Here is a 21,952-nt window from a genome sequence, read left to right on the forward strand (position 1 = left end):
ACCCCTAGTTCGGCGCCCCCGCCTGGTTCTGGAAGTAGCGGAAGAACTCCGAATCCGGGCTGATGATGATCGGCGTATTGTCCCGCAGGGCGAGATCATAAGCCAGCATCGAGCGGTAGAAGGCGAAGAAGTCCGGATCCTGCCCATAGGACTCCGCGAAGATCGCCGTCCGGCGGCCATCGCCCTCACCGCGGATACGTTCCGCTTCGGCGCGGGCATTGGCCAGGATCACCACCGCTTCACGATCGGCTTCAGCGCGGATCTGACGGGCGCGTTCTTCACCTTGCGCACGGATCAGGGCGGCTTCCTGCTGACGCTCGGACCGCATCCGTTCGAACACCCGGTCGGTGATCTGCTGGGGCAGGTCGGCACGCAGGATGCGCACATCAATGACCTGAATGCCGATATCCTGCGTGGCGACCTGCGCCTCGACGGCAAGCTGGATACGGTTCATCACCTGCGCACGCTGGCCGGAAATGACCTCGCTGGAGGGGATGGATGCGATCACGCCGCGCAGCGAGTCATCCATGATCGCCGACAGGCGCTGCTGCAGGCCGCGCTCATCGCGCACGGTCTGGTAGACCCGCAACGGATTGACGATGCGGTAGCGCAGGAACGCATCAACGACGAGACGTTCCTGGTCAGCAGCCAGAATTTCGGCCGGTGCCATGTTGAACTCGACATTGCGCTTGTCGAAATGCAGCACGTCATCGACGAACGGGATCTTGAAGTGCAGACCCGGCTCTTCGTCACCGGGCTCGTTGATGACGGCGACCGGATTACCCAGCCGCAGCACCAGAGCGGATTCCCGTTCGGAAACGGTGTAGGTCGCCGACAGGCCGACAATCACCGCGATGGCGAGGATGACGGCAAGGCTGATCAATACAATACGAGGCATATCAGCGCTCTCCCGTTCTGGATGCGGACCCGGTTTGCGTGCGGGCGGGACTGCGGTCGCGGCCCAGCTGGTCAAGCGGCAGGTAAGGCACTGCTCCGCTGCCGCCCTGCTGATCCAGGATGATCAGTTCAGACCGGCCCAGCACCTGCTCCATCGTTTCGAGGAAAATGCGCCGGCGGGTAACATCGGGCGCCAAACGATACTCGGTGTAGATCTGGTTGAAGCGTGAGGCCTGACCTTCAGCTTCCGCTATCACACGCTCGCGATAACCGCGCGATTCCTCCAGCAGGCGCACGGCGTCACCGCGCGCTTCCGGGATCACCTGGTTGGCGTGGGCGGTGGCCTGCAGCGCGGCACGCTCAGCATCCTGACGCGCCGCATCCACATCGCGGAACGCGTCGATAACGCTGGCCGGCGCCGACGCTTCACGCAGCTGAACCTCCAGTACCTGAATGCCGGAATCATAGCTGCCCAGCGTGTCCTGGATGATCTGGCGCGCACGCCGGGCGACTTCGGTACGGCCCGCCGTGATAATGGGCTGAAGCTCCGTCGTGCCGACAACCTCACGCATCGCGCTTTCAGCCACGGCTTTCACCGTACCTTGCGGATCACGCACGTTGAACAGGAAGTCGCGCACGCCTTCGGGATAGGTCAGATCAACGCGCCACTGCACCACGAAATCGATCTCGACGATATTTTCGTCGCGGGTCAGCATCAGGCTTTCCTGCGGCGTGGCGCCGACGGCGACCTCGTTGGTGGTCGTCACTTCAGGCAGGAGCACCGTCTCGAACGGCACCGGCAGCTTGAACTGCAGACCCGCGCCGGTGGTACGAACATACTCGCCAAAGCGCAGGACTACGCCCGCCTGCTGCGGACCAACCACGTACCAGGCCGAACCCGGCCAGGCGAGCCAGACAAAGAAGATCCCCGCCGCGATCAGGCCAAGGCCCGGACCGCCGGAGCCCTTGCCGCCACCGCCGCCGAACATGCGCCGGATACGCGCCTGCAACTGGGCAATGAACTGTTCCAGATCCGGCTCGCCGCCGCCCTGCCCGTTGCCAGAGCCACGCCGTCCGCCGCCGGGGCCTTGCCCCCACGGATTCTGGTTATTGTTATTGCCGCGCCGTCCGCCGCCGCCAGAGCCCCAAGGCCCCCCGCCGCCGCCTGCATTGTCGTTCCAGGGCATATACGTCCTCGTAACGGAATGAAAATTGATCGGTGTTGCCCCGATATGTGGACGGATCGGCCCGCCGGTTCAAGTCAAACCGGCACCGGACGCAGTGCGCGATGCGTCACACCCGCTCCAATACCCGCGCCACAAACCCCGCATCATCGCCCGGTGCCGGGTCGAAACGTTCGGCGCTGACCTCACGCCATTCGAGCGGGTTCAGCATCGCAAAATGCGCATCACCCTCCGGCTCGAGATCGACCTCTGTCAGATGGATACGGCTGACAGCGGGCAGCAGAGCCGCATAGAGCGCCGCGCCGCCAATCAGGCATACTTCCTGCGCACCGTCCTTCGCCGCGACCTTCCGCGCAGCCTCCACCGCATCGGCCGCATTGGCGAAAACTTGCGCGCCTTCCAGTGCCGAGACGCTGCGTGAGACAACGAAATTGGCCCGACCGGGCAAAGGCTTGCGCGGCAGGCTGTCCCACGTCTTGCGGCCCATGATGACCGGCTTGCCGAGCGTGACCGCCTTGAAATTCTTCAGATCAGACGGAATGCGCCAGGGCAGATCATTGCCCCGCCCGATCACGCCATTCCTGGCCACCGCAACGACGATTGAGAGGGGGATGTCACTCACACCGCCGCCCTACACCGCCACCGGCGCAGATATGCCCGGATGCGGGTCATAGCCGATAATCTCGATATCCTCGTACTCGAAGGCGAAGAGATCGGTGACGTTCGGATTGAGCTTCAGCGTCGGCAACGGACGCATATCGCGCGCCAGCTGGCGCTCCACCTGCTCGACATGGTTTGAGTAGATATGCGCATCGCCAAATGTGTGGACGAACTCGCCGGGCTTCAGCCCCGTCGCCTGCGCCATCATGGCCAGCAGCAGCGCATAGCTCGCGATGTTGAACGGCACGCCGAGGAACAAATCCGCACTGCGCTGGTAAAGCTGCAGCGAAAGACGCCCGTTCGCGACGTGGAACTGGAAGAGCGTATGGCAGGGCGGCAGCGCCATGGACGGCACATCGGCCGGATTCCAAGCCGACAGAACGAGGCGGCGCGAGGCCGGATTGGCCTTTATCTGAGCCACAAGGTCTGCCAGCTGATCGATCTCCCGCCCGTCAGGGCCAGCCCAGCGCCGCCATTGCTTGCCATAGACGGGGCCAAGCTCGCCATTTTCGTCGGCCCATTCATCCCAGATCGTGACGCCGCGCTCCTGCAGCCATTTCACATTAGTCATCCCCTTGATGAACCAGAGAAGTTCAATGGCGATGGAGCGGAAATGCACCTTTTTGGTGGTGAGAAGCGGGAAGCCGTCGGCCAGATCACAGCGTATCTGGCGGCCAAACACCGTTCGCGTGCCCACCCCTGTGCGGTCGTCTGACGGCGTGCCATTGGCCATCACATCGCGCAGCAGATCGAGATACGCCGCCTCAATGCCGGGGCGCGTGGGTGCAGGATGATGTTCGGCAAGGGCCATGGGCGGGGCTCCACTGGTCTCAGCGCGTCAATTTGCACGATTCCAATCATCAATGTCCCGGCTGGCCTGCAAGAAACTGTGAACAAGATTTAATCAACGCAGCCGATTTCCCGCTTGCCTCCCCCTCTTCTCGATGGCAGCTTGCCCGAACCGGAACAAAAAGGGAATATTTCAATGATCGGATATGTGACTGTCGGCACGAACGACCTGGAAAAGGCGTGTGCCTTCTACGACGCCATCGCGAAGGAGCTCGATACCCCGCGCATGATGGAGTTCGACACCTTCGTGGCCTGGGGCAAGCCCGGCGGAGCCGCCGGCATCGCCGCTACCAAACCGTTTGACGGCAATACGGCCAGCGTCGGCAATGGCGTGATGGTGGCGCTGGAAGCCAAGGACAAGGAGCAGGTTCACCGGCTCTATGACATCGCGCTGGCCAATGGCGGCACATGCGAGGGCAAGCCCGGCCCGCGCGGCGACAATTTCTATGCAGCCTATTTCCGCGATCCTGATGGCAACAAGCTCAACGCCTTCATTATGACCGGCCCGCTCGGCTAGAAACCGTCTAGCGGGTTTCCTCCCCGGAGGGCGGACAGCTTGACGGCGCTGTCCGCCCCAGCCGGTTCAAGAGGCTTGAGGGCAGCAAATGCCCGCCTGTCCAGCCGGTATCAAGACCCGCCTCGCGCAGGCGCGCAGCCGTCCACACATTGCAGGTCTGGAAAGCGTGATAGCTGGAGCGGCCGGCGAAGAAGGCGCTGCCGCGCGGGTCTAGCCCTTCGGCCACGAAGCCTGGCGCGCCCGCTTCGTCCAGCACAAGCTCGGTCTCCAGTGCGTCAACGATTGTGGCCAGCGCCTCGCCGGACAGGGCCACATCGCGGTATTCGCTCAAATAAGCCTCGCGCGGATCACGGCCCAGCGCCGCGACATGCACGACAGAGCGCGTTGGCCATGCAATGGCGGCAATGCTGTTGAGCGGGTTCACGCCGTCCACGTACGCGCCCTCATCGCCCCAGCCAATGGCAAACCAACGCGCATCGGGAAACGCCGCGCGCATCGGCCCGTCGCCGGGAAACGCATCGGCAGGCAGGTAGAAATTGGCGTGCCAGCCATTGGAACTGATGGCGGCCAGATGACAATCATCCGCGCTTGCCGCCGCCACCGGCGCAGGCCGCGTACAAGCCGACAGCGCAAGCATGAAGGCCGCCAGCAGACCTGCCAGGGGGTAAAGCCGTGCCATGCCCTTTCATATCACGGCCAAACGCCCTATATTCAAGGGGTCCGCCTCGGCGGTCTATGGTGATAAACGTGCGTGTAATAACCAGACCGGACCCGGGTGCGATTCCCGGCGGCTCCACCAATCTCTTTCCCGCTCGTTGGGCGGTGAGCATGGGGCCGATCAGGATCGACGGATGGGTAAAGACGTTGCTTTCACCCGCATGGGCTCCGTTATCAGCCCATTGTTAAAGTTGCCAACGACAACTTTGCTGAAGAAGTGCGTCTCGCTGCGTAAGCAGTGCGATCATTTCGCATCTTAAGTCCTCGGCTCTAGCAAGCCGCAGGCGGGGTTCGGGGGGCGCCTGGCAACAGAAGCCCCCTACTTCTCCAGATTTGCCGGCTGTCTACCGCCTGTGGGACCGTTCGCGGATCAGCACCGGCAGGAGCTGCGTCAGCGCCGTATACAGCCCCGCGCCGAACGCCCAGCTGAGCGGCACGAACAATATGCCCAGCACATCGCGCGCTTCGGGGTAATTGCCGCCAATGCCCAGCACATAACCGCCAGTGGAGAGCTGGTATATGCCAGCTGCATCCGGCGAGATGAGCCGCGCCGCGCCCGCGGCGATCACGAACAGCACCGCCGCATAAAGAAGCCCCAGCACGCTGACGATGGTGGCTGTGCCTACGCCCGACATCGCGCCATAGCGCAAAGCCTCCACCACCCGGCGCGGATTAAGGGTGCGGGCGGCGCGGCGCGCAGCCTGACTGGCGATTTCTGCCGGAAGATAGTGTCCGGGCGGCCCGACGAGATCCAGGGTGCGGGCCACCGTTTCAGCGCTGGCATTGCGTCCGCCGTTTAGGGCCTCGATCACGCGCAACTCCACGTCGCGGCGATACTGACGCGCGAGGCTGCGCGGCAACCGGCCGAGCAGGATATCGGCTTCGTGCATGTATTCGGCGGCCAGAGCGCGGGCCGGTTCGTGTTCAAGCTCAGTCAGTCGTTCCAAGACGGCCACCCCGTAATTTGCCGGTTAACCCTGACGGTAGCCGCATACTGGCGGCCACGAAAGATGCGGCGGCGCAGATTTTTCAACAATGCAAGGCGATTATCACGCCGGTTTGACATTCAGATGAAGCCCGCCAGCCGGACGCAAGGTGACCTGCATGGCTAGCTCGACCGCGCGCGCATCGGCCTGCGGCAAAAACGCCAGATCACGCACCATTGTGGCCAGCATGATAATGGCCTCCATCATCGCAAACCCCATGCCGATACAGGCACGCGGTCCGCCGCCAAAAGCCAGGAACTGGTAGCGGTCGGTGGGCCGCCGGTCGCGCAGCCAGCGATCCGGATCAAACCTGTCAGGATCATCCCAGAGCGTGGTGTGCCGGTGCAGACAGTAAAAGGCGAGCAGCGCCACATCGCCCTTGCGTACAGGCCGTCCACATATCTCGGTCGCACGCACCGCGCGCCGGGCCACCATGGGCGCGGGCGGATAGAGCCGCATCGCCTCTTCCAGCACCTGACGGGTGAAATAGAGCTGGCTGACATGCTCTGCCGATGCAGGCCCCTCGCCCAGCACGGCGCGCGCCTCTTCGCGCAGGCGGGCCTGCGCTTCAGGCTGGTTGGCCAGCAGGTAGAGCGCCCAGGTCAGGGCGATGCCGGTGGTTTCGTGGCCTGCTGCCACAAACGTCATCACGCTATCGCGGATATCGGTGTCGGACAGGCCCTCTCCCGTCTCCTCATCGCGCACCGTCAACAGCAGGCCCAGCAGGTCGGTGCCGGCATCAGAGGCGGCACGGCGCCGGGCAATCTGGCCCTCCACCGCCCGCCGGAAAACCTTGCGCGCCTTGCCTGCGCGCGCGGTCATCAGGCGCGGCGTCCACTCAGGCACCGGCGCAAGATCGGTAAGGCGCATGCGCCCGATTTCCTCCAGCAATATCTCGATCGCCAGCCTCACCTCGCCCCGGTCAAAGCCCTCCACATCAGAAAACAGGACGCGCTCGATAACGGCGAAGGTCGCATCGCTCATCACGCTCATTATTTCAGGCGTTTGCGGGTGTTTTAGCCGGGCAACAACCATCGCCGCAGCCTCGGCCATGATGGGCGCAAACGGATCGAGGCGGCGCTTGAGGAAGGCAGGCTGCAGCGTCATGCGCTGACGCCGCCAGCTTTCCCCGTGCGCGGTCAGGATGGCGTCGCCCAGTACAGGGCGCAGCATGCGCTGGATCAGGGGCGATTTGCGCCAATTCTCGAAATTGTCCTGCAGAACCGACCTCATCTCCGCCGGACCGGACAGATGATGGACCGACCGGCCGAGATATGGCCCGGTCAGAATCGTCTTGTCAAAGAGCGGAGCAGGCAGGATGGAGAGCGGATTGTCCCGCATCATCATGCCGGTTTTGAGAAGATTCGTGGGCCGGTCGAGCGGCGTCACCCGGGCAGGCTGAAAGCCGTCCGTCATACCGGTGTCACCCTTGGCTGGCATGGGTTTTTCCATGCGGCGATGTTTAGCGCAGCAAGGCCGCTCCGGCTATTGGCGAATGTGCCAACAGTGTTGACCGATTGACGCAAGGAACGCGTCGGCTAGGCTCGGTTAAGGAAGCTCAAGGCAGGGGGAGACGCGGTGAGCAAGGACCTGATGCGGTATGACCGGCTTGCGCAGGACGCGTTGCGCGGCGTGATCCGTCAGGCGCTCAACAAGGCCGGGAGCCCGGAAGGTCTGCCCGGTGCCCACCATTTCTACATCTCCTTCAAGACCTCTGATCCGGGCTGCGACATCGACCCCAGCCTGGCGGAAGCCTATCCCGACGAGATGACGGTCGTACTGGAACACCAGTTCTGGGATCTGGCGGCGGAAGAAGAATATTTCGAGGTGACGCTGAAATTCGGCGGCGTACCGAAATACCTCAAAGTCCCCTACCGGGCGGTAACGCGCTTCCACGATCCGGCCGTCGGCTTCCACCTGCATTTTGACTATGAGGCGCCCGACGCAGCCAACGGCGCGGCGCCAAGCGTAGCGGCCAGTGGTGGCGGCGCTGACAGCGAAGAAGGCACCGTGGTCAGCCTGGACGCCTTCCGCAAGAAGGACTGAGGTCAAAAGGGTCCGCGCTGCCCGTCAGAGCAGCTTCATCTTCCTGAAGACATAGGTGAGGATCACAGCCACCAGCACGATAAGCCCGGTAACGGCCGCAAACGCCCATTCCTCCTCGGCGAACGGGATGCCTTCGACATTGATGCCGAGCAGACCAGTGAAAAGAGTGAGCGGCAGGAAAATCGCCGCCAGCGCCGACAGCAGCACCATATAGCGGTCCATTTTCGCGCCGCGCGCCTCGACGATCTGGTCCTGGATCAGCGCGGCGCGTTCGCGCACCGCTTCCAGCTCTTCGAGCACGCGGGTCGTCTTGTCTGCGGCCTCGCGCACCCGCGAGCGATCCCGGTCGATCAGCCAGCTCAAATCTTCGATAGAGAGCGTAGTCAGCGCATCGCGCTGCGGGCCGATATAGCGGCGCAGGCGGATCGCCCGGCGGCGAACCTTCGCCAGTGCACCGCGCTCCACCGTGCCATCATCTTCCAGCAGGGCGTCCTCGAACGTATCCAGCTCATCGTGAAGCTCGCCGACATGAGGCTCCATCCGATCGGCAAGACGCTGGGCCAGCTTGGCCACCAGCTCACCCGGACTGACCGGCGCAATCCCGCGCTCAATCGCACTGACAAGGTCCCTCACCGCATGCAGCGGGCGCACCCACACCCCGATCACCCGTGAACGGTCTACCCACAGCCGCACCGAGACCATGTCCTCCGGCTCGGCGCCCTCCATCAGGTTTACCCCGCGCAGGATGATAATGGCCCCTTCCCCGTGAACGGTGCAGCGCGGGCGGGTATCGTCGGCGAGAAGCGCTGACTGAAGGAAGCTGTCCAGCCCACTCTCTGTCTCCAGCCAGTCGCGTGTACGCGGGTCTTCGCGTTGCAAATGGACCCAGGTGAAGGGCGGGCGCCCCTTGCCCTTGCTGTCAGCCTTCGGCGTATCACCAGCCGGCACGCCCATCGCATCGAGCTCTGCCGGTGCAGCCGCACCATGCCCGTCCAGCGCAAAGCACAGGACCGGCGCAAGTTCGGAAGGCATAGTCCCGGCATCAGTGGGGGCCATTTTATACGGTCCTCCCGGTAAGCTGGAAAACTCAGGCGGCTTCCGGCACCAGCGGCACGGCGCGTACACGCACCCGCGCGCGCTCACCCAGCACTTTTTCAACGTGCAGGCGTTCAACCTGGCTATCATCATGGAAGACGACGCCGGTCAGGGCATCGAGCACCGCCTTGGCGACATTGTCGACATCGTGGACGGGCGAGTTTTCTGTACGCTCGATGATGATGGTGACTTCATAGGGGCCCCATTTGGGGCGTACCCGCTTGAACTCGGTGCGGAAAAACTCCCCGATCAGCGTCTTGAAGCGGCGCGACTGCGAAGTGAGCGCATCAACCCGCAGATGAAGCGATCCTGTTGGCGTGGCTACCTGCACCTTCCCTCTCCCGGACCATTCAAGGCCCTCATCCTGCAGCACATGGCCGTCAGCGGCTTGATCCGTCATCGCCCGATGCTACACACCCGATTCGTTATATTCACCAGTGTCCGCGCGCTTTGGCCCTCTGGCAAGCCGCACGGGCAAACCAGACCCGCTGAGGAACACCATGTCTGCCATGCGCACCGAGACCGACTCCTTTGGCCCGCTTCAGGTTCCCGCCGACAAATATTACGGCGCGCAGACCGCCCGCTCGCTGATTAACTTCAAGATTGGCGGCCAGACCATGCCGGTGCCGCTGGTGCGCGCGCTGGGCGTCGTCAAGCATTGTGCCGCCAAGGCCAATATGGCGCTCGGCAATATGGACGCCAAGGAAGGCAATGCCATTGCGGCCGCCGCGCTGGAAGTGGCAGACGGCAAGCTGGACGACCATTTCCCGCTGGTCGTCTGGCAGACGGGGTCCGGTACCCAGTCGAACATGAACGCCAATGAGGTGATCTCCAACCGCGCGATTGAGATGCTGGGCGGGGAGATGGGCTCCAAAAGCCCGGTCCACCCCAACGACCACGTGAACCGCTCCCAGTCCTCCAACGATGTGTTCCCGACGGCTACCCACATCGCCGCTGCGCGCGAGATGCACTCCACGCTGGTGCCTGCCCTGAAGACGCTGCGCGATGCGCTGAAAGCCAAGTCGGATGCCTTCAAGGACATCATCAAGATCGGCCGCACCCATTTGATGGACGCCACACCCATCACGCTGGGTCAGGAGTTCTCCGCCTATGTGGCCATGGTCGAAAACGGCATCCGCCGCGTGGAAGCGGCCCTGCCCGCCCTTTACGAGCTGGCGCAGGGCGGTACGGCGGTCGGCACCGGCCTCAACGCCAAGCCAGGCTTTGATGTAAAGTTTGCAGAAGAAGTCGCCAAGCTGACCGGCCTGCCCTTCGTCACGGCACCCAACAAGTTCGAGGCGCTCTCCACCAAGGATGCGCTGGTGGAGGCCCATGGCGCGCTGAACTCGCTTGCCGTATCGCTGTTCAAGATTGCCAATGATATCCGGCTTCTGGGCTCCGGCCCGCGCTGCGGCATTGGCGAGCTGTCCCTGCCTGAAAACGAGCCGGGCTCGTCCATCATGCCGGGCAAGGTGAACCCCACCCAGTGCGAGGCGATGACCATGGTCTGCACGCAGGTCATGGGCAATAACGCCGCCGTCACGTTCGCCGGCAGCCAGGGCCATTTCCAGCTCAACGTGTTCAAGCCGGTGATGATCTACAACGTGCTGACCTCCACGCGCCTGCTGGCCGACGCGGCGATCAGCTTCACCGAGAACTGCGTGGTCGGCATCGAGGCCAATGAGGCGCGCATTGCCGACATCATGGAGCGCTCGCTCATGCTGGTGACGGCGCTGGCCCCGAAGATCGGCTATGACAATGCGACGACGGTGGCCAAGACCGCGCACAAGAACGGCACCACGCTGCGCGAGGAAGCGATCCGGCTCGGCTTTGTCACTTCGGAAGAATTTGACGAGGTGGTGCGCCCCGAACAGATGATCGGCCCGAAATAATTGAGCGAAATCGTCAATCTGCGTACCGCGCGCAAGCGCAAGGCCAGAGCGGCGGCAGCGAAAGATGCTGCCGCCAATCGCGCCGCCTTTGGCCAGACGAAGGCTGAAAAACTGAAACGCAAGGCTGAGACCGACAAGGCCGCCCGCGATCTCGACGGCAAGAAGCGGGGGTAGGTCGCAGCCGCCTTTTCCTCGTCATTCCCGCGCAGGCGGGAATCCAGACGATCATAAAGCTCTGTCAGTTGCGAAGTGGCTCTGGGTTCCCGCCTGCGCGGGAACGACGATAGTGAGGGGCGAGAAACGAGCTTACGCCCCCCTACTTGCCCCTCAGCGCCGAAATCGTCCGGCCCGGCGCGATCTCTTCCACATCACAGATCAGGTGAAGAAGCGCTGGCTTCCCGCAATTTTTCGCCTGCTCGAAGGCGGCGGGAAAATCGTCAAACGATTCCACGCGTAGCCCCTCGCAGCCAAAGCTTCGCGCAAAGGCGGCAAAGTCCGGGTTTTTCAGCTCCGTGCCTGAAACCCGGCCCGGATACTCACGCTCCTGATGCATGCGGATCGTGCCGTACGCGCCATTATCGGCGACGATGAAGATGACGTTCGCGCCGTACTGCGCGGCAGTCGCCAGCTCCTGCCCGCACATCAGGAAGCAGCCATCGCCATTGACCGAGACGACCAACGCGTCCGGCCTGGCGATCTTCGCTGCGATGCCCGCCGGCACGCCATAGCCCATCGCGCCGGAGGTCGGCCCCAGCTGGGTGCGGCAGTGCTTGTGGCGGTAAAAGCGGTGCAGCCAGGCGGCGTAATTGCCCGCGCCATTGGTGATAATCGCGCTTTCAGGCAGATCGTCCGACAGCCAGCAGAACATTTTCGACAGGTTGAAGCCGCGCTTTACCTCGACGACCGACGAGAACGCCAGAAACTCCTCATGCGCGGCCGCGGCCTCACCGGCCCAGGCACTGGAATCCACCTTGATGTGGGCGAGCGCGTCAGCGGCAGCCGCCACCGTGGCGTTGATGGCAAGGTCAGGCTGGTAAACCCGTCCCAGCTCCTGTGCGCCGGGATGGATATGAACCAGCGTCTGACCCTCCAGAACCGGCGGTTTTAGAATGGAATAGCCCGAGGTCGTCATCTCGCCGAGACGCGGGCCGAACACGATGAGCAGGTCTGCCCCCTTCACGCGCTCCACCAGCTTGGGGTTCGGCCCAACGCCCAGATCCCCGGCATAGTTCGGACCCATATTGTTGTAATGGTCCTTCGACCGGAAGGAGCAGGCCACCGGCAGATCATTGTTTTCGGCAAAGCGGCGCGCCTTCTCCACCGTTTCGCCGCTCCACTTGGTGCCGCCATAGATCACGAACGGGCGCTTTGCCTTTGCCAGCAGGCTCTCCAGCTTGGCGATATCGCCCGGCGCGGGCGCGGCATGGGCGGTTTCCACCCGGCGGATGGCGGGCGCGTCAGCCACTTCGGTGAGCATGTCTTCGGGCAGGGACAGCACGACAGGGCCGGGCCGCCCATTCATCGCGGTGGCAAAGGCACGCGCCATGTATTCGGGCACGCGGGCGGGGTCATTGATCTCGGCCACCCATTTGCACTGATCGCGGAAAAAATGCGTGTAATCGACCTCCTGGAAGGCTTCCCGGTCCTTCATGTCGCGCGCCACCTGCCCGATGAGCAGGATCATCGGCGTGGAATCCTGAAACGCGGTGTGCACGCCAACACTCGCCTGCGTGGCGCCGGGGCCGCGCGTGACCATGCAGATGCCGGGACGGCCCGTCAGCTTGCCGTGGGCCTCGGCCATGTTGGCCGCGCCCGCCTCCTGACGGCAGGTGATGAAGCGGAAATCCTTGCCCTTCTCGTATATGGCGTCCAGCAGCGCCAGATAGCTTTCCCCCGGCACGCCGAACGCCAGATCGGCACCATTGGCAAGCAAGGCATCGGCGAGGTGCTGGGCACCGGTCTGACGGGGCATGGAGGTGTTCCTTGTTACTGGCCTGTCAGAGCTAGCCGCGACCGGCGGACGGGGCAAGTTCGGGCTGCGTTGTAGCTCACCTCGCCGCAACTCGCGAGATTGAGGACAGCCAAACTATCCCCTTATCCGCACGCCAACCGAAACGGTACGCGGTTCGCCGGGGAAATAGCGATAGCCGCCAAAGGCAAAGTCGGCGCGCTCGGCATAGCGCGTATTGGCGGCATTACGCAGGGACGCGAAGAGCTCCACGCCGCCGCGCACCTGCATCGCGCCGCGCAGATTGAGGAGGTGATGGCCAGAATAGACCGCGTCATTGGCCGCATCGGCGAAATACTCGCCCACATGCACCCATTCGGCTTCGAGGCGAACCGCGTCCACCGGTTGCCAGTTCGCCCGCAGATTCCACAGCCATTCCGGCGCGGTATCCACGCGGTTGCCGCGCTCGATCACCTCGAATGCCTGCCCCGCCGTGCGGTCGAAATCATAATTGTGAATGGCCCAAATGAGCGCGCCCGAAAGCGTAAGCCGGTCTGTGAGCGGCCACACGCCTTCAATCTCCACACCCTCATGGGTCGTGCGCCCGTCCGTGACATTGATACCGTCCGCATCACGGAAGAACACGTTGCGCTTGACCATGGTGAAGGCGGTCAGTTCCAGCGCCAGACCGTCAGGGCGCGACAGGCGCAATCCTGCCTCCAGACTGTCGAGCACTTCCGGCTCGATATTGTCGATCTCCTGACCGGGCTGCAGCCGGTAGAGCTCATCGGTCTGCGGTGCACGCACGCCGCGCGCGGCACGCGCAAACGCCCGCCAATTGTCTGCAAAGCGCCACACAAGCCCCGCATGGGGCGCAAACGTGGTGAAGCTGTCAGAACGGTCCGGCAGACGCAGGAAGCGCCCTGTCGCGCCATCATCGGTGTTGTTGGTGTAGTCGAAGCGCGTCGTCTCCAGCCGTGCGCCGCCTTCGATTTCCAGCACATCTGTGAGGGCGTGGCGGCCCATTGCGAACACCGCGCCGGTCAGCGCCTCCACGTCATAATCGTAGTGAATGCCTTGCGGGAACGCGCCGAAGCTCGGAAGGGTCTGATCCTCGATCAGATAGCCGCGCGTCCACTCGCCATCCGCGCCGATGGTCAGGCTGCCGCGCGCGGTCTGGCGGGTGAGCGCCGATTGCGCACCAATGCTGTCATGGCCAGTAAATTCCAGCGCCCGCGAGGGCAGGAAGTGGAGCCGGAACTCCATATCATTGCTGCGCGCATAGACGGCCCCTGAAAGGCTCCACAGCGCCGAGAGAGTATGATCGGCATGCAGGCTCGCCCGGAAAGCGCGCGCATCGCGGAACGCTTCAGGGTTTGAATTGCGCCGCGACAGCGCTTCATCGCGATAGGCTTCAAACCCGTTCACGAAGGTCGCGGTTTCCTGCTCCAGATGGATCATGCTGGCGCGCGCGCTCCAGCGCATCGCCCCCTGCCCCCAGTCCAGACGCGTCTGAAGGCCGGCGCGAAACAGCGAGGCATCGTCCCGCCACCCGTCTTCAGAGCGCACGGAAAGCCCGATATAGCCATCGCCAAGCCGGGTTGCGCCGCTGGCCTCCGCCGTGACGCGCGCGCGCCCATAGCTGCCCAACTCCAGCTCCGCCCGGCGGGCCGCAAGGGCCGGGTCCGGCGTGATGACATTGACCAGGCCATGCAGCGCGTTCGAGCCATAGACCGCACCGCCCGGCCCGCGGATGATCTCCACCCGTCCGGCCAGCTCGTCCACCGCCTCGAACAGGCCATTGATATTGGCAAAGGCCGGTGCACGCAGGGAAATCCCGTCTTCAAGATAGAGAAACGATCCCGCGCCCGCGCCAGCGCTCAACACCGGCGATCGGATGGCGGTGAGATGCTCTGCCCCGTTGCCGCGATGGATATGAACCCCCGGCGCGCGATTGAGCAGTTCGGCCACGTGCTGGGCACCCACGGTGCGGATCGTGTCGGCTTCAATCACCGCCACCGGCACCGCCGAGCTGTCGCGGACCTGCGCGCTGCGCGTGGCGCTGACGACAATGACCTCATCTGCCGCCCCGCCCGGCACGTCCTGCGCCATCGCGCTGCCGCTAGCCGCCGCCAGCACCAGCGCACAGGCGCGCATCGCGCTTGACGCAAAGCCTTGCCAGCCTAGGGTTACGGCGTTTCTTGCGGGGGTTGATGCCATGATGTTTTGCCGGTTCGTGCTGGTGGGAATGCTGAGCGCGTGTCTGGGGCTTTCTGCCGCCGAGGCGTATGAACCCAAGCCGTTAGTTGAGCTTATCGGCCAGGATGTCGAGTACGATCCTGCGATTCCCTTGCCCGAAGCTGTAACCGGCTTTGCCGTCGGCGAGATCATCTACACGCCCGACATGATCGCCGCCTACATGCGGGCCATAGCCACCGCATCGGACCGGGTAACGGTCGACAGTGTAGGCCGTTCCCATTTCGGCCGCCGCATCATGCGGGTCACAATCACGTCACCGGAGAACCATGCGCGGCTGGACGATATCCGCGAGGCGCAGCATGCCATCTCCGCTGCCGGCAACACTGCCGCCATCCCGGACGACCACCCGGTGGTGATCCAGTTCACGCATGGCGTGCACGGATCAGAGCCCTCGGCCTCCGACGTCATCATGCCGCTTCTCTACTTACTGGCCGCCGGTCAGGGCGCAGAAGTGGCTGATATGCTTGACCGTTCGGTCATTCACCTGATCGGCCCGATCAACCCGGACGGCGCGGAGCGCTTCGCCAGCTGGACCAATATGCACCGCGCGCGGGTGCCGGTGGCCGACCCGCAGCATCGCGAGCACTACCATGAATGGCCATGGGGCCGGACCAACCATTACTGGTTTGACCTGAACCGGCAATGGCTACCCGTGACCCAGCCCGAAGCGGTGGCGCTGGTACGCGCGACGCGTGAATGGATGCCCAATATAGCCGGTGACTTCCACGAGATGGGGCCGAACACGACCTATTTCTTCTCTCCGGGACCGCCCGACGGCCTGCACCCTCTGCTTTCGCAGGCCGGACTTGAACTTAATCAGCGCATGAACAACTTCCTCAGCGAACAGCTGGACAGCGAAGGCGCGCTCTATGTCAGCGAGGAGCTGTTCGACGATTTCTATCTCGGCTATGGCTCCAGCTATCCCGGTCTGGTCGGCTCGGTCCCGTACCTGTTCGAGCAGAGCTCGGTGCGCGGCATCGTTCAGGAAACCGAATTTGGAACATTGCGTTACGACGAGAAGGTGGGCCAGCAGGCGCGTGTCGGCCTGGCCCTGATACGGGCCGGCCTCGCCAATCGCGAGCGGCTTCTATCCTTCCAGCGCGATTTCTATCGCGAGAGCGCCCGGCTGGCGAACGCCGCGCCCAACCTTGCCTATGTTTTCAGCTCTGCTGATTCTGGAAGGCTCAATGATTTCATTGATATGCTGGATGTTCATGGCATCGAAATTCATCGCCTCAGAGAGCGCACAAGGCTCGGCAATACAGATTTCGACCCCTCAAACAGTTATGTAGTACAGGTGCGCCAGCGCGAGTTCCGCGTGGTCGAAGCTCTCTTCGAAACCCGCATCATCGACGACATGACCGAGTTCTACGATGTCTCCGGCTGGACGCAGCCTTTGGCCTACGGCCTTGATTTTGCTGCGGTTCGCCCCGGACTCTTTGCCCCGAACCTCGCCGGTGAACGCGTCACTCCGGCTGACCGGGCCGTCCCGGCGCCTGAGCGCACCGATTATGCCTATGTCATTGACTGGACTAACTTTTATGCCCCGCGCGCGCTCTACCGCTTCCTGGAGGCGGGCATCCGCGCCCGCATGGTGCCCGACGCCATCAGCGTAACCACGGCGGATGGAGAGGTCTCTGTCCCGCGCGGTTCGGTCGTCATTCAGGTGCGCCAGCAGGACGTGGACCCTGAAACTGTCCACGCCCTTGTCCAGAGGACAGCCGGAGACGGCGTGCGCGTGATCGCGGCCACCAGCGGGGCGACGCGTCAGGGCTCTGATCTGGGCGGCTTCGCGCTTAGCAATGTGCGCCGCCCGGAGATATTGCTGCTCACCGGACGCGGCCAGGATGTGGGCGCGGCCGGCGAGATCTGGCACCTGTTCGACCATGAGCTGAACATGCCGGTTTCCATGATTGATATCAGCGAGTTCGCCCGCGCTGATCTCAGCCGCTACACCCATATCATCCTGCCCAATGGCGGCTATGGCGGGCTGGGCGAGGCCGACGCCGAACGGCTGGGGCAATGGACGCGCGCAGGCGGCGTGCTGATCGGCATTCAGGGCGGGGCCGATTTTGCCATCCGCAACAGCCTCACGGCTGCCAGCTGGGCGGAGAGAAGCGGGGATAATGGGGGCAATAATGCCCTCGCCTATGACACCCTGTCCCAGTGGGATACCGAGGCGCGTATCTCCGGCGCTATCTTCGGCACAGATGTGGATCTCTCCCATCCGCTGCTCTACGGGCTCACCTCAAGCCGCCTGCCAGTGCAGCGCGAAAGCACGCGCGGCTTTGCGATGGGAGACAATCCCTTTGCGATTCCAGTGCGTTACAGCCGCAACGGGCTGCTGTCGGGCTATGCGTCAGAGGCAAACATCCAAGCCTTACAAGGGCTTGGCGCGGTGCATGCCGAGCGTAGCGGGCGCGGCGCGGTGATCCTGTTTGCAGACAATCCCTATTTCCGCGCCTATTTCCGCGGCTCCGCGCGCGTACTGACAAATGCCGTCTTCTTCGGGGACACATTCCGCAATCCGGGCCGGCGCAGGCCAACCGCTGAATAGACAAGCGTAAGCGCCATCACGTCTTTTCGTGGCGGCGCTTCAATTCCTCCGCGACATCACTGAGGGATAGTCCGCGCGCTTTTAAAAGGACAATGAGGTGGAAAATCAGGTCCGCCGCCTCGCCCGTCAGGGCGGAGTTATCCTCGCAAACGCCGGCGAGCGCCGTTTCGACGCCCTCCTCCCCCACTTTTTGCGCTACCTTGTTGATTCCCTTGGCCAATAGCCGGGCGGTATAGCTTTCCTCCGGCGAACTATCCGCCCTTCTATCCACGATCGCGGATAATTCGCCGATGAAAGCCAGCGCCGGGCCGGGATAATCACCAAAGCAGGAGCGCGTGCCGAGGTGACAGGTCGGGCCTTCGGGCAGAGCCTGCACCAGCAGCGCGTCACGGTCGCAATCAGCGGCGAGGCCAGCCAGGCGCAACACATCGCCGGACGTCTCGCCCTTGGTCCAGAGCCGGTTTTTCGAGCGCGACCAGAAGGTTACAAGGCCCTTCTCCTGCGTTGCGGCAAGCGCCTGCGCATTCATATAGCCCAGCATCAGCACCTCGCCGGTAGCGGCATGCTGGACGATGGCAGGCACCAGCCCGCCGCCCTTTTCAAAGTCGATTTGCTCCGCAGAAAGCGGGGAGAGTTCATCGCTCATGGGCGCACCTCGATGCCGGATTGTGCGAGATAGATTTTCAGATCGGGGATGGAAATGACACTCCTGTGGAAGACGCTGGCCGCTAACGCCCCGTCAACATTGGCCTTTTTGAACACGGCCTCGAAATGGTCCATCGCGCCCGCCCCGCCAGAGGCGATCAGCGGCACCGAACACACCTCACGGGCGGCAATTAGCTGTTCAATATCATAGCCTTGGCGCACGCCGTCCTGGTCCATGCAGTTCAGCACGATCTCGCCCGCCCCGCGCTCTATCACCTCTTTTATCCATGACAGCGTATCGCGTTCGCTGGTCAGGGTCCGGTCCGGGTCGCCAGTATATTGGTGGAGGCGATATATCCCCCCAATTTTGCGGCTATCCATGCCGACAACCACACACTGGCTGCCAAATTCTTCTGCCAGCGCGTTGATCAGATTGGGGTTTTCCAGCGCGGGCGTGTTGATGGATATCTTGTCTGCCCCCGCATGCAGGCGCGCACGGGCCGCCGCTACTGACCGGATGCCACCGGCCACGCAAAACGGTATGTCGATCACCTGCGCCACGCGGCCCACCCAGAGGGGCTCCACCTCGCGTCCTTCTGGGCTGGCGGAGATGTCATAGAAGACCAGCTCGTCGGCCCCCTGCTCTGCGTAAAGCCTTGCCAGTTCTACGATATCGCCGACGATCTCGTGGTCTTTAAAGCGCACGCCCTTGACCACCTTGCCGTCGCGCACATCGAGGCAGGGAATGATGCGCCGGGCTAGCATGCCAGCGCCTCTTCCAGCGTGAAACGGCCCTCAAAGAGCGCGCGGCCAATGATAATTCCGCCCATTTTCATGGCCTTGGCCTGCCGGATATCCTCCAGCGTGGCGACGCCGCCTGAAGCCTGCCAGGCGATCTCCGGCCGGGAGGCCACAAGGCTCTGATAAAGCGCGGTATTTATACCCTCCAGCATGCCGTCCCGCCCGGTATCTGTCGCCAGCGCGTGGCGCAGCCCGTGGCGTTGATAGGCTTGCAAGAGCTCCCCCAGCGTTATCCCCGCTTCCTCGGTCCAGCCCTTGACCACCGGGACGGGCCTATCCCCCTTCATGCGCACATCGAAGGCGGCGGCAATGGCCTGCGCCCCATAGCGGACAAGCCAGCCCGAAACTTTTCCCGGATCAGTGACCGCGAGCGAGCCGATCACCACCCGTGATGCGCCGGAATCCAGCAATGATTCAATATCTTCGCCGGTGCGCACCCCGCCGCCCGTCTGCACCTTGATGCCGGTCGCGGCGACGCTCTCGACGAGGGATAATTGCCGCCTCTTGCCGTCGCGCGCGCCGGAAAGATCGACCAGGTGCAGCCATTCTGCCCCCGCTTCGAGATAGCCGCGGGCCACGGCGGCGGGGTCATCCCCATAGTCGGTGACGGCGGCGAAATCCCCCTTTGCCAGGCGCACTACCCGCCCCTCGAGGACATCTATGGCTGGATAGATTTTCACGCCTTAACCCTTGATAAAATTGGACAATATACGCGCCCCGACAGCGCCGGAGCGTTCGGGGTGGAACTGGCAGCCGGCAATGTGTCCATGGCGGACCATCGCACTTATCCGCGTTCCGTAAGTGGTGGTGGCGAGAGTTGATGCGCCTTCGGGCACGTAGAAGCCGTGGACAAAATAGACATGGGCGCCCTCCTCTATCCCGGTGAGAAGCGGGTCTGAACCGGGCTGAAAGCTGAGGGTATTCCAGCCCATGTGCGGCCACGGACCCGCATCAGACGGAGCCAGACGCTCCACCCGGCCGGGGATAAGCCCCAGCAGCGAAACGGGAACACCTGCCCCGCTATCCTCGTCACTTTCCCCGAATAAAAGCTGCATACCCAGGCACACACCCAGCAGCGGACGGGTATCGGATCGCAGCGCGTCCGCCCAGCCGGAGCGTTCCAGCGCCCGCATTGCGGGGCCAGCCGCGCCCACACCCGGCAGGATAAGTTTCGTCGCGCTGGCCGCCTCTCCCGGTGTCGCCGCAAGGACAGGTTCGACGCCCAGCCGGTTCAAGGCGTAGCGCACGCTAGCGATATTGGCGGTCGAGGTATCGATGAGCGCGAGGGTCATTCCATCACCTCTGTCATCCTCCGGCCGCATAGCGGTCCGGGGGAGCCATGCCTACCAAGTGCATGTAATCCAGAGCTTTCAGGCATGGGTGGCCCGGACAAGCCGGGCCATGACAACGGTATATTGCCGTTCAAACTCCCTTGCGTTTTCCCGGCGAAAGCCGGGATCCAGCTTTTAGCTCCGCAACGCATCCGGGTTGCGATGTTCCGCGAAAAGTCGCGGGCGCGCGTTCGCGCTCTTCGGACGGCGTAACGCCGTCCGCAAGGCCGACCGGCCGCCGGGCACTTTTGCCCGAAGCGACGCACGGATGTGCGGAGCATCAGCAAACGAAACTGGGCACCGGCTTTCGCCGGTGAAACGCGCGGTGAAAGCATGGACAAACCAGCCCCGCGCCCCATCACAACACCCCCTTTGTGGAGGGGATAGAGGCGCCCTCAATCCGGATGGCCTGGCGCAGCGCGCGGCCAAACGCCTTGAAGCACGCCTCGATCATGTGGTGGGGGTTATCCCCGCTCACCTCGACATGGATGGCGGCTTTGAGCGTCTCGGAGATGGAGCGGAAAGCGTGCACGCACATATCCACCGGGTAATCCCCCACCCGCTCGCCGGGAATCTCGCCGTCGAAACGCAGGTAAGGACGCCCCGACAGATCGATCCAGACGCCCGCGCGCGTCTCGTCCATGGGCAGGGCAAAGCCGAAACGGGCAATGCCGGCCTTGTCGCCGAGCGCGACACCGATCGCCTCGCCCAGCGCCAGGCACACATCCTCGATCGTGTGGTGGGTATCGACTTCGATATCGCCCTCGCACACCACATCGAGGCGGAAGCCGCCATGGCGCGAGACCTGCTCCAGCATGTGATCGAAGAAGTGGACGCCGGTTTCAAACCGCCCGCCCTCACCGTCGAGATCGATGAAAAGCGCGATGTCGGTTTCCTTCGTGGTGCGGCGGATGGAGGCCGTGCGCGGGGCTTTGAGACCACCCAGATAGGCGGCCAATGCCTTCGCTTCGGCGAGCGACAACACCCAGGCGGTGAAGCCCTCCGGCGTTTCCTCCAGCTTCAGCCCCAAAGCGGCGAGGCGCTGCGCCAGAGCGGCCTTATCGGTGCCAGAAAGGGTGAGTTTATCCCCCTCTCTATCCACCTGCGCCCCGGTCAGCTCACCCATTCGCGCAGCGCTGACACACATTAGCGAAACATACTGATCCCACTGCGCTTTCGCCGACGCGATTCCGGCTGGCGAGAGGCGGGAGGGTATTTCAGGGCCGAAAATGGGGTATGGCAGGCCCGATTCCGGGGTGAGTTTCGCCGCCAGCGCCGGATTTCGCGTATCTATCACCACATTATCGCTGATCTCGCGGCCCAGCCGGTAGAGCGTAACGCCTTCTTTCGACGGGCTTTCCAGCGCCGCCAGCCCTTCAGGCAAACGGCTGGCGTCGAAGGGTGTATCCATTGCTGTGAGCGCTTGCTGCGCCGCAGCAGCATTCGGAGCGAGGACGAGCGCTTCAGGGTCACACCCCAGAATATCCGACAGCCGGGCAAGGAGGGCCGTGCGGGATAGTTCTGCCCTTATCCCCGCCGTTCTAGAGAGGTCTATAATGGCGCTCATG

21 protein-coding genes and 1 other RNA gene are annotated in these 21,952 nt (G+C 63.4%); 6 read left to right on the top strand and 16 right to left on the bottom strand.

Annotation, left to right across the window (positions count from 1 at the left end; genetic code table 11):
- Positions 1 to 4 precede the first annotated feature (4 nt).
- The 4 genes from hflC to AB6B38_RS05485 form a co-directional block, all read right to left on the bottom strand.
- Positions 5 to 898, bottom strand: a complete 894-nt coding sequence (gene hflC / locus AB6B38_RS05470) for a protease modulator HflC (RefSeq protein ID WP_127566439.1) — start codon at positions 896 to 898, stop codon at positions 5 to 7.
- A gap of 1 nt (position 899) precedes the next feature.
- On the bottom strand, positions 900 to 2,084 hold the full coding sequence (gene hflK, locus AB6B38_RS05475) for an FtsH protease activity modulator HflK (RefSeq protein ID WP_371394766.1): 1,185 nt from the start codon (positions 2,082 to 2,084) through the stop codon (positions 900 to 902).
- 106 nt (positions 2,085 to 2,190) lie between these two features.
- Positions 2,191 to 2,703, bottom strand: coding sequence for a dihydrofolate reductase (locus AB6B38_RS05480; protein ID WP_371394767.1), 513 nt, complete (start codon positions 2,701 to 2,703; stop codon positions 2,191 to 2,193).
- Between the two features lie 9 nt (positions 2,704 to 2,712).
- The gene (locus tag AB6B38_RS05485; RefSeq protein ID WP_371394768.1) at positions 2,713 to 3,552 is read right to left on the bottom strand and encodes a thymidylate synthase; all 840 of its coding nucleotides are present in this window, start codon (positions 3,550 to 3,552) and stop codon (positions 2,713 to 2,715) included.
- Positions 3,553 to 3,726: 174 nt separating this feature from the next.
- Here AB6B38_RS05485 and AB6B38_RS05490 point away from each other — a divergent pair, with 174 nt between their 5' ends.
- Positions 3,727 to 4,107, top strand: coding sequence for a VOC family protein (locus AB6B38_RS05490; protein WP_371394769.1), 381 nt, complete (start codon positions 3,727 to 3,729; stop codon positions 4,105 to 4,107).
- A gap of 7 nt (positions 4,108 to 4,114) precedes the next feature.
- Here AB6B38_RS05490 and AB6B38_RS05495 read toward each other — a convergent pair whose 3' ends face one another.
- Positions 4,115 to 4,786: a DUF2459 domain-containing protein gene (locus tag AB6B38_RS05495; protein ID WP_371394770.1), complete on the bottom strand. Its 672-nt coding sequence runs from the start codon at positions 4,784 to 4,786 to the stop codon at positions 4,115 to 4,117.
- On the opposite strand from AB6B38_RS05495, the gene ssrA reads away from it, so the two are divergent.
- Positions 4,787 to 5,148, top strand: a transfer-messenger RNA (tmRNA) gene (gene ssrA / locus AB6B38_RS05500).
- A gap of 20 nt (positions 5,149 to 5,168) precedes the next feature.
- On the opposite strand, the gene AB6B38_RS05505 is transcribed toward ssrA, so the two are convergent.
- Positions 5,169 to 5,771, bottom strand: coding sequence for a hypothetical protein (locus tag AB6B38_RS05505; protein WP_371394771.1), 603 nt, complete (start codon positions 5,769 to 5,771; stop codon positions 5,169 to 5,171).
- A 102-nt stretch (positions 5,772 to 5,873) separates the two neighbouring features.
- A complete protein-coding gene (locus AB6B38_RS05510; RefSeq protein ID WP_371394773.1) occupies positions 5,874 to 7,250 on the bottom strand; it encodes a cytochrome P450 in 1,377 nt (458 codons plus the stop codon).
- 153 nt (positions 7,251 to 7,403) lie between these two features.
- Here AB6B38_RS05510 and AB6B38_RS05515 point away from each other — a divergent pair, with 153 nt between their 5' ends.
- Entirely contained in the window at positions 7,404 to 7,856 is a 453-nt protein-coding gene (locus AB6B38_RS05515; protein WP_371395075.1) for an SspB family protein, read from the top strand.
- A gap of 24 nt (positions 7,857 to 7,880) precedes the next feature.
- On the opposite strand, the gene AB6B38_RS05520 is transcribed toward AB6B38_RS05515, so the two are convergent.
- Complete coding sequence (locus AB6B38_RS05520; RefSeq protein WP_371394774.1) at positions 7,881 to 8,912, bottom strand: zinc transporter ZntB; 1,032 nt, start codon at positions 8,910 to 8,912, stop codon at positions 7,881 to 7,883.
- Positions 8,913 to 8,943: 31 nt separating this feature from the next.
- On the bottom strand, positions 8,944 to 9,351 hold the full coding sequence (locus AB6B38_RS05525; RefSeq protein ID WP_371394775.1) for a RusA family crossover junction endodeoxyribonuclease: 408 nt from the start codon (positions 9,349 to 9,351) through the stop codon (positions 8,944 to 8,946).
- A gap of 100 nt (positions 9,352 to 9,451) precedes the next feature.
- Here AB6B38_RS05525 and fumC point away from each other — a divergent pair, with 100 nt between their 5' ends.
- Positions 9,452 to 10,843 carry a class II fumarate hydratase gene (gene fumC, locus AB6B38_RS05530; protein WP_371394776.1) on the top strand — a complete coding sequence of 464 codons (1,392 nt, stop codon included), beginning with the start codon at positions 9,452 to 9,454 and terminating at the stop codon, positions 10,841 to 10,843.
- Entirely contained in the window at positions 10,844 to 11,017 is a 174-nt protein-coding gene (locus AB6B38_RS05535) for a DUF4169 family protein (protein WP_371394777.1), read from the top strand. It begins immediately after the preceding gene.
- Positions 11,018 to 11,159: 142 nt separating this feature from the next.
- On the opposite strand, the gene AB6B38_RS05540 is transcribed toward AB6B38_RS05535, so the two are convergent.
- The gene (locus AB6B38_RS05540; protein ID WP_371394778.1) at positions 11,160 to 12,815 is read right to left on the bottom strand and encodes a thiamine pyrophosphate-binding protein; all 1,656 of its coding nucleotides are present in this window, start codon (positions 12,813 to 12,815) and stop codon (positions 11,160 to 11,162) included.
- Between the two features lie 114 nt (positions 12,816 to 12,929).
- Positions 12,930 to 15,011 (bottom strand): TonB-dependent receptor, encoded by a 2,082-nt coding sequence (locus tag AB6B38_RS05545; protein WP_371394780.1) that lies wholly within the window; start codon positions 15,009 to 15,011, stop codon positions 12,930 to 12,932.
- On the opposite strand from AB6B38_RS05545, the gene AB6B38_RS05550 reads away from it, so the two are divergent.
- Complete coding sequence (locus AB6B38_RS05550; protein ID WP_371394781.1) at positions 15,010 to 17,607, top strand: M14 family zinc carboxypeptidase; 2,598 nt, start codon at positions 15,010 to 15,012, stop codon at positions 17,605 to 17,607. The genes AB6B38_RS05545 and AB6B38_RS05550 overlap by 2 nt on opposite strands.
- A 16-nt stretch (positions 17,608 to 17,623) precedes the next feature.
- On the opposite strand, the gene hisIE is transcribed toward AB6B38_RS05550, so the two are convergent.
- The 5 genes from hisIE to hisB all read right to left on the bottom strand — a co-directional run bounded on the left by hisIE (position 17,624) and on the right by hisB (position 21,951).
- Complete coding sequence (hisIE, locus tag AB6B38_RS05555) at positions 17,624 to 18,253, bottom strand: bifunctional phosphoribosyl-AMP cyclohydrolase/phosphoribosyl-ATP diphosphatase HisIE (protein WP_371394782.1); 630 nt, start codon at positions 18,251 to 18,253, stop codon at positions 17,624 to 17,626.
- Complete coding sequence (hisF, locus tag AB6B38_RS05560; protein ID WP_371394783.1) at positions 18,250 to 19,017, bottom strand: imidazole glycerol phosphate synthase subunit HisF; 768 nt, start codon at positions 19,015 to 19,017, stop codon at positions 18,250 to 18,252. Before hisF ends, hisIE begins: the two co-directional genes overlap by 4 nt.
- Positions 19,011 to 19,733 carry a 1-(5-phosphoribosyl)-5-[(5-phosphoribosylamino)methylideneamino]imidazole-4-carboxamide isomerase gene (hisA, locus tag AB6B38_RS05565; RefSeq protein WP_371394784.1) on the bottom strand — a complete coding sequence of 241 codons (723 nt, stop codon included), beginning with the start codon at positions 19,731 to 19,733 and terminating at the stop codon, positions 19,011 to 19,013. The genes hisF and hisA overlap by 7 nt, the downstream gene beginning before the upstream one ends.
- A 3-nt stretch (positions 19,734 to 19,736) precedes the next feature.
- Positions 19,737 to 20,345, bottom strand: a complete 609-nt coding sequence (gene hisH / locus AB6B38_RS05570; protein WP_371394785.1) for an imidazole glycerol phosphate synthase subunit HisH — start codon at positions 20,343 to 20,345, stop codon at positions 19,737 to 19,739.
- Positions 20,346 to 20,742: 397 nt separating this feature from the next.
- Entirely contained in the window at positions 20,743 to 21,951 is a 1,209-nt protein-coding gene (hisB, locus tag AB6B38_RS05575) for an imidazoleglycerol-phosphate dehydratase HisB (RefSeq protein WP_371394786.1), read from the bottom strand.
- Position 21,952: the final 1 nt, after the last annotated feature.

Origin of the sequence: Glycocaulis abyssi (genome assembly GCF_041429775.1) — a bacterium.
GTDB lineage: Bacteria > Pseudomonadota > Alphaproteobacteria > Caulobacterales > Maricaulaceae > Glycocaulis > Glycocaulis abyssi.